At 76.7% G+C, this 14,144-nt stretch carries 9 protein-coding genes; 8 read left to right on the forward strand and 1 reads right to left on the reverse strand.

Going from position 1 to position 14,144, the window contains the following annotated elements; all coding sequences use genetic code 11:
* The first annotated feature begins 110 nt into the window (after nt 1-110).
* From QPK52_RS00245 to QPK52_RS00255, 3 genes are all read left to right on the forward strand, one after another.
* On the forward strand, nt 111-3,299 hold the full coding sequence (locus QPK52_RS00245; RefSeq protein WP_410534744.1) for a hypothetical protein: 3,189 nt from the start codon (nt 111-113) through the stop codon (nt 3,297-3,299).
* Entirely contained in the window at nt 3,296-4,000 is a 705-nt protein-coding gene (locus QPK52_RS00250; protein WP_410534745.1) for a DUF4255 domain-containing protein, read from the forward strand. Before QPK52_RS00245 ends, QPK52_RS00250 begins: the two co-directional genes overlap by 4 nt.
* Nucleotides 4,001-4,134: 134 nt before the next feature.
* Nucleotides 4,135-6,201 (forward strand): ATP-binding protein, encoded by a 2,067-nt coding sequence (locus QPK52_RS00255; RefSeq protein WP_410540145.1) that lies wholly within the window; start codon nt 4,135-4,137, stop codon nt 6,199-6,201.
* A gap of 109 nt (nt 6,202-6,310) precedes the next feature.
* On the opposite strand, the gene QPK52_RS00260 is transcribed toward QPK52_RS00255, so the two are convergent.
* Nucleotides 6,311-8,221, reverse strand: coding sequence for a DUF4157 domain-containing protein (locus QPK52_RS00260; RefSeq protein ID WP_410534746.1), 1,911 nt, complete (start codon nt 8,219-8,221; stop codon nt 6,311-6,313).
* Nucleotides 8,222-8,471: 250 nt separating this feature from the next.
* On the opposite strand from QPK52_RS00260, the gene QPK52_RS00265 reads away from it, so the two are divergent.
* The 5 genes from QPK52_RS00265 (at nt 8,472) to QPK52_RS00285 (ending at nt 14,129) form a co-directional block, all read left to right on the forward strand.
* On the forward strand, nt 8,472-10,028 hold the full coding sequence (locus QPK52_RS00265; RefSeq protein ID WP_410534747.1) for a phage tail sheath family protein: 1,557 nt from the start codon (nt 8,472-8,474) through the stop codon (nt 10,026-10,028).
* A 34-nt stretch (nt 10,029-10,062) separates the two neighbouring features.
* A complete protein-coding gene (locus tag QPK52_RS00270; protein WP_410534748.1) occupies nt 10,063-10,503 on the forward strand; it encodes a phage tail protein in 441 nt (146 codons plus the stop codon).
* Nucleotides 10,500-10,988 (forward strand): zinc-ribbon domain-containing protein, encoded by a 489-nt coding sequence (locus tag QPK52_RS00275; protein WP_093657954.1) that lies wholly within the window; start codon nt 10,500-10,502, stop codon nt 10,986-10,988. Before QPK52_RS00270 ends, QPK52_RS00275 begins: the two co-directional genes overlap by 4 nt.
* Nucleotides 10,985-11,143: a DUF6760 family protein gene (locus tag QPK52_RS00280; protein WP_177213953.1), complete on the forward strand. Its 159-nt coding sequence runs from the start codon at nt 10,985-10,987 to the stop codon at nt 11,141-11,143. The genes QPK52_RS00275 and QPK52_RS00280 overlap by 4 nt, the downstream gene beginning before the upstream one ends.
* A gap of 1,246 nt (nt 11,144-12,389) precedes the next feature.
* Nucleotides 12,390-14,129, forward strand: a complete 1,740-nt coding sequence (locus QPK52_RS00285; RefSeq protein ID WP_410534749.1) for a hypothetical protein — start codon at nt 12,390-12,392, stop codon at nt 14,127-14,129.
* Nucleotides 14,130-14,144: the final 15 nt, after the last annotated feature.

The following is a 14,144-nucleotide window of genomic DNA, read 5'->3' on the forward strand; positions in this document are numbered from 1 at the left end:
CCACACGCTTCCCCCGGCCACGGCCCCGCCGCCCTGCCGCGCCGCACACGGCCGCCGCAGGGTGGCGGGGGCACATCCGGATGCCGCATCGGACTGCGAGGGGGACTGTGATGGGAACCGCCGCCTCCGGCGGGCGGAGGCGCCTGGCCGGGCTCGGCACGTCGTTGCTGCTGATGATCCCGCTGCTCACCGTCACGGCGGCCTCCGAGCAGGTCTTGGGGCAGGGATCCGGGCAGGACGGCGCCGGGGCCCGGCCGCGGTCGGCCGACAGCGCGGGCACCCGGGTCGCGTACGCCGGCACCCGGCACCGCAGTCTCGGCCGGGTCACCGGCGGCACCTCCAGCACACCGCTGTTCGGTGCGGGCCCGGCCCACTTCGACGTCCAGCCCTCCGCCCTCGGCGACACGATGGTGTTCGCCGGCCGCCGGGACGAGAAGGACCCGCAGATCTACCTGCGGTCCGCCGACGGCTCGGTGCGCCGTCTCACCAGCGGCCGGGACGCCGCGCACCCCCGGCTGACGCCGGACGGCCGGGCCGTGGTGTTCGACTCGGCCGAGCCCGGCGGTCCGGGCGGCCGGAAACAGCGCGACCTGTGGCTGGTGCGCACCGACGGCACCGGCCTGACGCGGCTGACCGACACCGCCTCGGACGAGGAGCACCCGACGGTCTCCCCGGACGGGCGGCGCCTGGCGTACTCCGGCGACGGCGGCCCGGCGGCCGGGCGGCAGATCTACGTGCGGCCCCTGGCCGGCGGTCCCGCCTCCCGGATCACCGACCCCGCCGACGGCACGGCCACCGAACCGGTGTGGAACCCGGCCGACGACCCCGCCCACCGGGACCTGATCGCGTACACCGCCACCGCCGCCGGGCAGAACGGCCCCCGGCTGCGCGTGACGGACGGGCGCACCGACGGGCCGCTGCTCGGGGGCGCGCAGGCAGGATGGCGTGCCCACGGGGCAGCGTGGCTGCCCGGCGGGGACGAGGTGCTGTTCCTGAGCCCGGAGATCACCTGCGAGTGCGAGGGCGACTGGGACCACGTGTTCCGGGTGCCCGCGCGCTCCGACCGGGTCCCCTCGCTGGTGCTCAGCGAGGACCGGGAGGTGCGCTCGCCCACCTGGCTCGGCTCGCTCGACGGCGGCGGCGCGGTGGTGGAGCGCACCTCGGCGTCCGGCCCGCACACGGTGACGCTGCAGGACGTCCGGCTGGACGGGGCCGACCCCCGCGACCTGGGGCTGACGATCCTCAGGGAGGACCCGAGGGCCGACACCGAGACCGATCCGGCCAAGGACCCGCTGTTCCGGCCCGACCCCGGGTACGACCCGTGGACCGAGCGGCAGAACTACACGCCCGACGGCCGCCGGATCGTGGTGACCCGCTTCGAGGACACCCCCGACGGCCGCATCCAGCGGATCTGGACGGCGGACGCCGACGGGACCGGCGCGGCGCCCCTGCCGCTCGCGGGACGCGGCCCGCGGGACTGGGACACCGACCCGACGCTCTCCCCGGACGGCAGGCGCCTCGCCTTCACCCGGACCTCGCCGGGCGGCGTCGGGGAAGCCGCCGGTCCCGGCCGCATCCTGATCGCGGACGCGGCGACCGGCGCGATCCGCGGCGAGATCACCCCGCCGGGCGGGCAGCGCACCGGCGACGCCCAGCCCACCTGGTCCCCCGACGGCACCACCCTGGCCTTCACGCGCAACCACGTGATCGGCGGGAGGGGCGGCAGCAAGCACGTCTGGACCGTGCCCGTGGACGACCTGGACCGGCAGCGCGACCTGAGCGCCGCGATCTGCCCGGGCGACTGCGAGGTCATCGACGACAGCCCGGCGTTCTCACCGGACGGACGCGGCATCGCCTTCAACCGCAAGAGCGGCGGCGGCCGGACCGACGAGCGCAACGGCATCCTGCTGACGTCCCCGTCGGGCGGGAACTGCCGGGTGCTGCTGCCCGGCGCCGCCCGCGATCTCCCCGGCTCCTGCCACCGGGAGCTGCCGGACACCTCGGCCACCGGACCGTTCCAGCCGCGCGACGCCGCCTGGACGGCCGACGGCAGGAGGCTGGTGCTCAGCTCGCGCGCCGCCCTTCCGGCCAACAGCCCCGAGAAGCTGTACCTGGCGGACATCGCGTCCGGCCGCCTCACCCCGCTCACCGCCGGTCTGCCGGGCCGGCAGAAGGAACCCGCCGTCCAGCAGTCCGTGGACCTCGCGGTCCGCGCGCCCGGCACCGTGCCCGAGGTCGCAGTGGGCCGTTCCGCCACGGTCCGCGTCGACGTCGTGAACAACGGCCCCGCCGCCTCCCCCGGCACCCGGCTGACCGTCGCACCGCCGCCCGGCGTAAGGATCACCCGGCTGACCCGGCCGGGGGGCGTCTGCGACGCCGCGTCCCTCCAGTGCGACATCGGCGTGGTGCCGCCCGGCGCCACCGTCCCGGTGCACGTCACCCTCACCGGGACCGTCCCCGGCGAGGCGCCGGTGGACTGGTCGGTCACCGGCTCCGTCCTGGATCCGCGGCCCGGCGACAACGCGGGCCGGACCGTGGTGCCGGTGCGCGAGGCCCCGCCTCCGGCGCCGCCCACCGATCCCCCGCCCGCCCCTTCCCCACCCGTTCCCTCCCCGCCCGCCGCGCCCCCGGCACCGGCACCGGACGAGCCCGAGGCCGGGCCCGGGGTGCGCGTCACGGCCCAGCCGAACCCCGGCTACGTCGGCGGGCGCGTCGTGGTGACGTACACCGTCCGCAACGGCCGCAACGCCCTGGCGACCGGACTGCGGCTGCGCGTCGGCCTGCCCCGGGGCGTCCCGCACAACGGGCCGCCGCCGGGCTGCGACCGCTCCTGGGTGTGCGCCCTGCCGGACCTGGCCCCGGGTGCGAGCACCGTCGTCCGGGTCGTCCTCAGCCCCGACAAGGCGCTGACCGGCCGCGTCACCGGCGAGCTCACCACCACCGGGACGGACGCCGACCGGCGCGACAACACCGCCCGGCAGCGGCTGCGCATCCTCCGGCCGCGCATCGTGGCGGTCCCTGCGGTCGGCAAGCCCGGCTTCGTCACCTCGGTGCGGGGCAGGGACTTCCCGCCGGGAGTGCCGGTGCGGTTCACCTGGAAGCCGGGCATCACCGCGGCTGCGGCGCCGACCGTGCCGGAACCGGACGGCACGTTCATCGGCCAGCTGCTCGTCCTCGCCAAGGACCAGAGCGGACCGCGCGCCATCACCGCCACAGGCCCCGGGTTCTCGGCGGTGAAGACCGACTTCCTGGTGGTCAGCGGCAGTGTGCAGCCGCCCGACGCGGTGGCCCGCCGGTGATCCACGAGGTCGACGAGGGGCTGCGCCGCCTGCTGGGCGAGTCCGGACTGGAGGCGTCGGGCGTCGAGATCGTCTTCGACGCCCCCACCCGGGACTGGGCGGCGCGCCGCAGCGCCCCGACGGTCTGCGTCTTCCTGTACGACATCCGCGAGGACGCCACCCGGCGCGGCAGCGGTGCCGCAGAGGTGTACGACGCGGACGGGCGGCTCGTGGCGCGGCGCACCCCGCCGCGCTGGTTCGAGCTGACGTATCTGGTCACGGCGTGGGCGAGCCGCCCGCAGGACGAGCACCGGCTGCTGTCGCAGGTGCTCGCCTGCCTGGTGGCCACCGACACCCTGCCCGCGCGGCTGCTCACCGGCACGCTCGCCGAACTCGGTCTGGCCGTCGGCCTGGACACCGCCGGGGCCGGGCTCGACGCGCCGGCCGCCTCGGATGTGTGGTCGGCGCTCGGCGGGGAGCTGAAGGCGTCGCTCGGGGTACGGGTGAGGGCGCCGCTCGCCGGGGTGAGCGAGGCCGTCGCGCCACCGGTCACCGAAGGGCTCGCCGTGCGCTCCGCCGTCCGGGACGGGAACGGGGATGCGGCGGGGCGCCGGCTGCGCTACACGGAGGTGGGTGATCCGGGACCGGAGGGCTTCGCCGGTCCGCGCGAGCGGCCGCCCGCCCCCGCCCGGCGACGGCGCAGGGGGGACCGCCGGCCGTGACGCACACCGCGGGCCCCACCGCCGAGACCACCGCCGGACCCGTTGCCGGGCCCGTTGCCGGAGCGGTTCCCGGGGCCGCTCCCGGGCCGCCCGGCGCCGAGGCCGTCCCCGACGGCGCCGACGGCGCCGACGGCGTGGAGCACGTGTGGACGCGGCTCCGCGCCGTCGAGGAGCGGGTGCGGCACGCGGTGGCGTCCCGCCGCGCCGCAGATCCCGACCCCGACGACCCCTACCGGGGCCAGTACCTCACCCCCGAGGCGGCGGCCCGCCTCCTTCACGAGCCGGGCGGCCTCGACCTGCCGCCCCGCGACCCCTGGCACCCGCCGGCCGGTTCCGTCCTGGACGGCCTCTCCCGTCACTTCGGCCTGTCCCCGCTGGACCTGGACCTGCTGCTGGTCGCGGTGGCGCCCGACCTGGACGCGCGGTTCGAGCGGCTCTACGGCTACCTCAACGACGACCTGACGCGCCGCCGCCCCACCGTCGGGCTCGCCCTGGAACTGTGCGGGCTCGCCGCGGCGGCGCCCGCCCGCTTCCGGCTCGCCCCCGGAGCCCCCCTGGTCGAGGGCGGCCTGGTGGAGGTCACCGAGCCGGAACGGCCGCCGCTGTCCCGCGTCCTGCGCGTGCCCGACCGGGTCACCGCGCACCTGCTGGGGAACACCCGGCCCGACGCCCGGCTCGCCGGGGTGCTCGGCGAGGTGTACGAGGACCCGACCGCCGAGGCGGCCCGGGCGCGCCGGGTGGCGGCCGCGGCCCGGGCCGGGGTCGGTCTCGTCCACCTGCGCGGCCTGGGCGGAGACGCGGCGGGCCTGGCCGTCGCCGCCCTGCGCGCGGCCGGGCTGCCCCCGCTCGCCCTGGACGCGGCGGCGCTCGCCCGGCACCCCTCCGACGTACCGCACCTCGCCCGGGTGGCCGCGCTCGAAGCCCGCCTGACCGGTGCCGGGGTCGTCCTCGGCCCGCTGGAGGCACTGCCCGCCGATCCCGCGGAGCGGACCCGCGCGCTGGGGGCGCTGTGCGCGGCCCTGCGGGGGATCCCCCTGCTGACGCACGGCACCACCGGCTGGGACCCGGCGTGGGCGGCCGACACCCCCGTCACCGTGACCGTGCCCGCGCCCTCCCCCGAACGGCAGGCCGAGCGCTGGCGGCACGCCCTGGAACGGGCCGCCGCCGGCGGCCCCGTGGCCGGCTCCACGGCCGGTTCCACGGCCGACGGCGCCGAGGCGCTGGCCCGGGCGGTCGCCGCACACCGCCTGGACTCCGGGCGGCTGCACCGCGCCGCCGACGTGGCGGCCCGCACCGCCGCCCTGGAAGGCCGCCCGGTGGGCCCCGACGACCTGCGGGCCGCCGTGCGGGCCCAGAACGGCGCGGGACTCGACCGGCTCGCCCGCCGGATCGAACCGGCCGTCGGCTGGGACGACCTGGTGCTCCCGCCGGCCACTCACCGGCGGCTGCGCGAGCTCGCACTGCGCGCCCGCCACCGCGAGCAGGTGCTCGGGCAGTGGGGGATGCGGCCCGGCGGCGGCCGGGGGCGCGGTGTGATCGCGCTGTTCGCCGGCGAGTCGGGCACCGGCAAGACCATGTCCGCCGAGGTCGTCGCGGCGGACCTGGGCATGGACCTGTACGTGGTGGACCTGTCCACGGTCGTCGACAAGTACGTCGGGGAGACCGAGAAGAACCTGGAGCGGATCTTCACCGAGGCGTCGGCGGTCAACGCGGTGCTGCTCTTCGACGAGGCCGACGCGATCTTCGGCAAGCGCTCGGAGGTGAGGGACGCGCACGACCGGCACGCCAACATCGAGTCGGCCTACCTGCTCCAGCGCATGGAGTCGTTCGACGGGATCGCGGTGCTCACCACCAACCTGCGGGCCAACCTGGACGAGGCGTTCACCCGCCGCCTGGACGTGGTGGCCGACTTCCCCGTCCCCGACGCCGGGCAGCGCCTGGCCCTGTGGGAGCGGTGCCTGGGCGGGAGGCTGCCCCGGGCCGGCGATCTGGACCTCGCCTTCTGCGCGGACCGCTTCGAGATGGCCGGCGGCTCGATCCGGGCCTGCGCGGTGACGGCCGCCTACCTCGCGGCGGAGGCCGGCGGGCCGCTGACGATGCGGCAGGTGGTCAGGGCGGTCGCGCAGGAGTACCGCAAGCTGGGACGGCTGGTCCTGGCGGGCGAGTTCGGGCCGTGGCTGGCGGAGGCCGCCGACGCGTGAGGGGCGGGCAGCGCGGCCCGCCCGTCTGCCCGTCTCCACGGGTCCGGCGCCCGGCGGCTCACGCCCCGGCTCCTCCCCGGCCGGGCCGAAGGGGGACGCGGGGACGGCGTCAGGCGTACTCGACGTCCCCCTCGTCGACGTGGACGGAGCCCGGCACCATGGCCTGCGGACGGATCACGTCCTTGAGCAGGAAGGCCGCCAGTTCCTTCGCGCTCTTGCCGCGCAGCACCTCTCCCGCCTGCGGATCCACCTTGCTGATCCGGGCCACCTCGGCCAGGATCCGTTCGACCAGACCGGGGATGATGTCCGGACCGACCAGCAGGTTCTGGTGGAGCAGCTCCGGGCGTTCCAGGACGGGCTTCCGAGCCCCGCGGCCGGGCCCGGTGTAGCGCTGCCTGGCGTTGGCCTCCTCGGCTATCTGGGTCCGGATCCTGTTCAGCTCGCCTTGGCGTTCCGCGGTCATGGGGGGCTTCGGCGCGGCTTCCGGGAGCTTCGGGTCTCGCTTGAACTCGCGCAGTTTCTCGAAGTTCTTGTTCTCCTTGTTCCTGAGGAACCCGTTCACGTTCTTCGTGAGGCTCCTGAACCCGGGGGGATCGGTGCGTTCCACCAGCAACGTCGGGAACTCCCGGGCGGAGAAGTCGCTGAGCATCACCCAGCCGTTGCCGAGCAGCCCCGACTCCTTCAGGCCGAGGCTGATCCGGGCTTCCTTCCCGAAGCGTGAATCCCGGAACCCGCTTTCGGGTGCTTCGACGTAGAAGAACACGAAACCGGTGTTGGCCAGTACGTGGACGTCGTACTCGTCCGTGTTGTTCGCGCCGCCGCCGTGGTCGGTCTCGAGTTTCGCCCTCGACTGCAGTCCGCTTCTGAGCACACCCTCGATCCGTTCCTTCGGGGCGTAGTGGCGGACCACGAAGCCGCTCAGCACCTGCTCCAGCTCGCGCCGCTTCCCCGCGTACCAGTCGGGGTCGCCCGCTTCCGCGTTCTCCTCGCGCAGCCCCTGCAGGTTCTCCTTCGAGAGCTCGTCGAAATAGGGCCTGCCGGTCATGCCCACGTTGGTGGTGTTCTTCGCGAAGTCCTCGTTCGTCCAGAGCAGTCCCTGCTGGGTCATCAGGTCGTAGGGGCCGTCCGGCGTGCTCAGTGTCTCCCGGAGGGACGCCAGCTCGCCGTTGACGTGCTTCAGTTCGCCCTCCACGACGTCACGGACGGTGCTCGGGCCGTCCGGCAGCAGGCTCCGGATCCCCTCCAGTTCCCTGATCTGCGCCTGGAGGTCGAAGTCCTTCAGCTTGTCGTACCGCTTCACGGCCTCGGCCATGTTGTCCGGCAGATCGTCCTCGGCGAGCCGGTCGCGCAGCGGGACCGCGGTACGGCGCTGCACGGCGGGAGCGGTGCCGGAAGCCGTGTCCTGCTCCGCACGGCCGTGAGAGTCCGGCGAGTCTGGTACCGGCCCGGACATGACCTTGTGCGCGTTGGCCTCCGCCGCCCGCTCGAAGCGGTCACCCGGGTCCGACACCGCGAACCCGTGCCCGGTGTCGCTGCCCGGGACCGGGCCCCGGCGCTGCTGGACGACATGGGTGAGCTCGTGGGCGAGGGTGTGCCTGTCGCCACCGCCGTCGCCGATGACGACATGGCTGCCGGAGGTGTAGGCGCGCGCCCCGATGGCGCGGGCCGAGCGGGCCGCGGCGCCGCCGGTGTGCAGCCGCACGTCGGAGAAGTCGGTCCCGAACCGGGCCTCCATCTCCTGGCGTACCGGCTCGGCGAGCGGTTTGCCGGCCGAGCGCAGAACCTCGTGCACCCCGGTCTCCGGTTGTTCCTCCGGGGCAGGCGTGGTGCGGGCGCGGCGGGCGACCATGGCGGACACCGCGGCGTTGCCCGCGCCGCGCTGCGCCGCGCGGAGCGCGGCGGCGGTCAGCGGGGGCGGCACGGCGGCTCCGCCTCCGAAGTCCTCCCGCCGGGCGGCGGCCCGGTCGAGTGCCGGCCGCCGGTCCTCGCTCCGCTCGGTGCGCTGCCTGGACCTCTGCACCTGCTGCCTCCTCGTCGGCGCACGCCTGCTGCGGCCCCAGTGGACCGCGGGCGCGGACGAGGTGTCCAGGTCCGCGCGGGCAGTGCGGGGGCAGTGGCGGGTGGCGCCGGGGTGATCGGCACGGGGGGTACGGAAAGGCAGCGGTCCTGCCCCCGGTCGGGTCCGCCGGTCCCTGCCGCCGGGCCGGACCCACCGCGCAGACTCGGCCTGGACACAGGTGACCGACCCGCAAGGACGCTAAGGAGCGAGCATGCCGACGTACCTCACCCCGGGTGTGTACGTGGAGGAGGTGCAGTCCGGTGCCCGCCCGATCGAAGGGGTCGGCACCGCCGTCGCCGCGTTCGTCGGGTTCGCCCGGAGCGGCCCGTTCCACACGCCGACGCTGGTCACCGGCTGGGATCAGTACACCCAGATCTTCGGCGGCTTCACCGAGGACGCCTATCTGGCCCACGCGGTCTACGGGTACTTCGCCAACGGCGGCGGCGCCGCGTACGTCGTGCGGATCGGCGGCTCCGCCGAGGACACCTCCGCCCCCGCGGCCGGCGGCGGCCGGGGGGAGAGCGGGGCGGCGGAGCCGGTTGAGCTCGGCGGCTTCCTGGTCGCGGCCCGGCCGGGCGTCTCGGGTGTGTCGGTGGAGGTCGCCGACGCGGACGGCGAGAACCCGCCGCAGGACCGCTTCAAGGTCCTGGTCCGCCGGGGCGACCAGGTGGCGGAGACGTACGAGGCCTCCAGCCGCAGGAACGTCAAGGGGTACCTGGTCAACCAGGCCCGCGCCTCCAAGCTGATCGAGGTCACCGAGCAGCAGGGCGCCGCCCAGAGCAGGCCCGCCAACCAGACCGTGGCACTGCCCGGCACCCCGGACGCGCCCGCCGCGCCCGGCTCCGGCGAGGTGTCCCGCCTCGATGCGTCCGAGTACGTCGGCGACGCCGCGGCCCGCACCGGATTCGGCGGCCTGGAGACCATCGACGAGATCACCATGGTCGCGGTGCCGGACCTGATGAGCGCCCACCGGCGCGGCGACATCGACGCCGAGGGCGTGCGCACCGTGCAGCTCGCCGTGATCGCGCACTGCGAGCAGATGGGCGACCGGGTGGCCGTCCTGGACACCCCGCCCGGACTCTCCGCCCAGCAGGTGCGCGCCTGGCGCAACGACGAGGCGGGCTACGACTCCCGGTACGCCACCCTCTACTACCCGTGGGTGCGGGTCTTCGACCCGGCCACCGGACGCAACACCACCGTCCCTCCCAGCGGCCACATCGCCGGCGTGTGGGCGCGCAGCGACGCCGAGCGCGGTGTGCACAAGGCGCCCGCCAACGAGGTGGTCCGCGGCGCGGTGGACCTGGAGTTCCGGCTCAGCAAGGGCGAGCAGGACCTGCTGAACCCGATCGGTGTGAACTGCGTACGGGCCTTCCCCGGCCGGGGCGTGCGGGTGTGGGGCGCCCGCACCCTCTCCTCCGACCCGGCCTGGCGCTACCTGAACGTGCGCCGTCTGTTCAACTACCTGGAGGAGTCGATCCTCCTGGGCACCCAGTGGGTGGTCTTCGAGCCGAACGACGACCGGCTGTGGTCGAGCATCCGGCGCAACGTCACCGCGTTCCTCACCGAGGAATGGCGCCGGGGCGCGCTGTTCGGCCGTACCGCCGAGGAGGCGTTCTACGTCAAGTGCGACCGCGACAACAACCCGCAGGAGTCCATCGACCAGGGCCGGGTCGTCTGCGAGATCGGCGTCTCACCGGTCAAGCCCGCGGAGTTCGTGGTGTTCCGGCTGGCCCAGTTCTCCGACAGCACCAGCCTCATCGACGAGTGACCCCAGGGTCCGCAAGGAAAGGTGACGAACAGTCATGGCAGTGGGCGACGCTCTTTCCACCCATGTCTTCGGCGTGCAGCTCGGGGGCTACCTGGTCGAGTCGGTCCAGGAGATCAGCGGGCTGACCGTCGAGGAGGAGGTGGTCGAGGTCAAGCAGGTCAGCGCGGAGGGCAAGCAGATCATCCGCAAGCAGCCCGGCGCCCGCCAGGCGGGCGAGATCACGATCACCCGCGGGCTCGACCAGAGCAGCGAGTTCACCAACTGGATCAAGGAGACCCTGAACAACGGCGCCGTGAACTCCGCACGGCAGAACCTCACCATCGAGATCAAGGACTCCGAGGGCACCACGGTCCGCCGCATCCAGCTGATGCAGGGCTGGGCCTCCAGGTGGGAGGGCCCGTCGCTGAAGGCGGGCGAGTCGTCCCCGGCCACCGAGTCCGTCACGATCGTGTTCGAGGAGATCATCGTCGAATGAGACGCCGTACGGTGACGGCGGGCAACCTGGAGGAGATCCTCCAGGTGACGGCGCCCGCCCCGGCGACGGAGCAGGCGGCGGCGCCCCCCGCCCCGGCCCCCCGGGAGGACCACGGGCTGCGCACCGAGTTCGAGTTCGAGCTGCCGCGCGGGTACGTCGACGAGGCGGGCACGGTGCACCGCCACGGCGCGATGCGCCTGGCCACCGCCCGCGACGAGCTGCGGCCCCAGATCGACCTGCGGGTCAAGGAGAACCCCGCGTACCTGAGCGTGGTGCTGCTGAGCCAGGTGATCACCCGGATCGGCACTATCACCGACGTGCACGCCGGGATCGTGGAGCGGATGTACGCCACCGACGTCGCCTTCCTCCAGGACTTCTACCGCCGTGTCAACAGCGAGGGCCACACCCGGGCGGCGGTGACCTGCCCCCACTGCGAGGGCGGCTTCGAGGTCGACCTCTCGGGTGGGCGCCTGGGGGAATCGTGACGTACGCCCTCCCCCGGCTCCTGGAGGAGATCGCGTACATCGCCTACCACTTCCACTGGCGGCGCGAGGAGATCCTCGGCCTGACCCACGGCGAGCGCCGGCAGTGGGTGGCCGAGATCGCCCGTATCAACACCCGCGTGAACGAAGGCGGTTGAACACATGGCATGGCGGGACAGGCTGCGCCGCCGGGCCGCCGGGCCGGGCCCCGCGCGCCGTCCGCGGCGTACGGAGCGGCCCGGTGCCGGAGCGGACGGACGGTCCGGCGAGGGGCCGGGCCGGAGCGAGCCCGGCGTTCCGGGCCCCTCCGTGCCCGGCGACTGGGACGGGGGATGGCAGCGCGCCGCTGCGCCGGAACTCACCCTGGCCCGCGCCCCGCTCGGCGTCAGCGACGGCCTCGCCTTCCGTGCGGGCCTGGCCGCCTGGCGGAACCCGTCGTTCGACACCGGCCTGGGGCACGCCCTGCTGCCCACGGCCCCGACCGGCCTGGTGCACGGCGTCACCGGTCCGGCCGCCCCGCGGCCCGTCCACACCGACGGGGGTCCGCTGCTGCTCCGGGCGCTGCGTCCGCGGGATGCGGAAGGCCCGCAGGACGGTACGCCGGACACCGCGAGAGCGACGGACCCGGACACCGTGCCCCCGGGCGGCGCGGCACCGGGCGCTCCGGCCCCGTCCGGCCCGGCGTCCTCGGCCGCACGGTCTCCCCGCGGCCGGGCCGGAGCGGGTTCCGGGGCGGCGCACGCGGGCGCGGGGCGGGAGCCCGCGGCGGCGCGGCACGGCGACGGCGACGGCACCGGGGGCACCGGCGGTCCGGAGGGCGCTCCGCGGAACCGCGGTCCGGTGTCCGCGGGCTCCCCCGCCGCGCTCACCCCGCCCTCCTCTCCCGTCCAGCGGGCCGTGCGGCCGGGCACCGGCCCGGTCGTGGCCCCCGCCGGCACCGGCCCCCGGCCGGCTGTTCCGCAGGTTCCGCTGGTACGACGTGTGTCGGTGGTCCCGGGCGCGGTCGCCGACGGATCCGTGGCCCGGTCCGCTCCCGGCGGGCCCGCGCCAAGGGCGCGGTCCGGCGCGCCCGGAGCGGACCCCGGGCGGGAGCCCTGGCCGCCGGACGCTTCCGGAGGGCGTACGCCGTCCGGCCCGGTGGTCGGGCTCCGCCCCGTGGGGCCGAGCCCGACCACCGCCCGGCACCCGGTCGGGCCCGTGCGCCGTGTCCCCGCGCTGCGGCCCGCCGCCCCTGCGCCCGGCGATCGCACCGCTTCCGGCGCACCCGGCCCCGCACCCGCCACGGCGGCACCGGCCGGAACGAAGGCGGGCCCCACAGCCCCCGCGCAGCGCGCCACCGCGCCCGGGCGAAGCCGCGCGCCCCTCGGCGCCCCGCTGGGCGAACTGCCCTCCACGGCAACACCGTTGGCGGAAGGATCCGCCCCGCGTACCGCGCCCGGCGCCGGGCCCGCGCCCGGTCCGGCGCTGCCCGTCGTCCGGCACCGCACGGAGGGCGCGACCGGCCTCCCGGACCCGTACGACAACGGCGCGAAGGAGGCGGCCCGCGGTGTACCGCAGGGCCCCGCCGCACCGGCCGACGTACCGCGCCGGTCCTCCGGCCCCGGCAAACGCACCGGTGCCCGCGCGCGCGGCGGCCTGGGCGAACCGCTGCCCGCGCTGCCGCCGAGCGCCGGCCTGCCCGGTTCCACCGCGCCCGGCGCCCGCGCCTCCCGTGCGGCGTCCGGCTCGGACGCCCCGCACCGGGAGCGGACGGCCGGTGCCGCCCCGGTGCCGCCCGCGGCGGAGGGCGGCCGGACACCCGCCGGGACCGCACCGCGTACCGTGCCCGCGCCCCGTGTGCCGGGGGGAGGCGGAGCGGACGCGCCGCTGCTGGGGGCGGGCGATGTACAGCGCCGCCTCGCCGGCCACTCCTCCACCGCCGCCCCCGCGGAGCCCGGCCCCGCGCTCCACGGGGACGGGCCCGCCACACCGCTGGTGACGCCGTCCCCGGCCGCCTCGCCCCACCGCCCGGCACGCGAGAACACCGCGGGCGCGCCGGACGGTTCGAGCGCGACCGGCAGACCGGGCACGTCGGGCGTGCCGGACACCGCGGGAGCGACGGACCCGGCGGGAAGCGCGCGACGCCACGGCACGGTGCCCGGCGGGCCGGGTCCCGGCGGGCAGCGGCCCCACCGCCCCGCCGCCCGGGTCCCGGTCGTCGTCGCGCGGGCCGCGGCCGAGGGAACCGGGGGCGCGGGGATCGCCCGAACCTCCGGTGCGGCCGGCCCCCGCCCCCTCACCGTGACCCGCTCCGGGAAGCGTTCCGCCCCGCAGGCGCCCCGCATCCTCTCGCTGCTCGCCGCGCGCCCCCTCTCCCTGAACACCCGGATCCCCGAAGGGGTGGCGCCGCCTGCCGCGTCCCGTTCGGGCGACCGTCCCGTGGTGGCGGTGCGCCGGCCCGCCGCACCGGTGGCAGGCCAGGAGGGCCTCGGGGTGCCGGCCGCGCGGCCGGCGCCGGGTCCGCCCGCGGCCACCCCGGCGGGACCGCGGGCGCGGCGGGCCGCGACCGCGCGCCCCGGGCCGGGGGCTCCGGGCGAACGGGGGACCGGTTCGCCAGGCCCCGTCCAGCGCGTCCCGGTCGTCCGGCCCGCGCCGCCCCGCCCGGAGGCGCCCGCGGAGGCCGCCGCCCCGCCGGCGCGGTCCCTGCCGGTGGCCGCCCCTCAGGCGTCGGCGCCCACCCTCCCGGTGTCCACGTCCGGCCCGGCCGCGCGGCCGGAACCGGCGGGGACCGCCCCCGTGGTCCGGTGGAAGGCCGCCCCGCCGGGCGCCCGGTCCGCGGCGGGCGGGACCGGCCGGGCGGCGGCCCCTGTACAGCGCGACGCCACCGGCACCGGTGGCACCGCCGCGTCCGCGGGCGCACCGGCCGGAGCGGTGCGGACGCGCGGTCGGCCCCGGCCGGCCTCCACGCCGTCCGCGCCCTCCTGGTCGCCTGCGCCGGCCGCCTCCGGCGTGGACGCGGCCGGGCACGCCGGGACACCGCAGGACCCCGGCCTCGACCTGGACGACCTGGCGCGCCGCCTGCTCGACCCGGTGGCACGGCTGCTCCGCACCGAGCTGCGGCGCGGCCGGGAGCGCATGGGCCGCCCCCACGACGGACGCCGCTGAGGGCCCGAAGGCAAG

The organism is Streptomyces sp. KL2, assembly GCF_046529545.1.
Classification (GTDB): Bacteria; Actinomycetota; Actinomycetes; order Streptomycetales; family Streptomycetaceae; genus Streptomyces; species Streptomyces radiopugnans.

Coding starts and splice junctions, on each gene's coding strand:
- QPK52_RS00245 (WP_410534744.1), top strand. CDS start 111: ATGGGAACCGCCGCCTCCGGCGGGCGGAGGCGCCTGGCCGGGCTCGGC.
- QPK52_RS00265 (WP_410534747.1), top strand. CDS start 8,472: ATGCCGACGTACCTCACCCCGGGTGTGTACGTGGAGGAGGTGCAGTCC.
- QPK52_RS00270 (WP_410534748.1), top strand. CDS start 10,063: ATGGCAGTGGGCGACGCTCTTTCCACCCATGTCTTCGGCGTGCAGCTC.
- QPK52_RS00275 (WP_093657954.1), top strand. CDS start 10,500: ATGAGACGCCGTACGGTGACGGCGGGCAACCTGGAGGAGATCCTCCAG.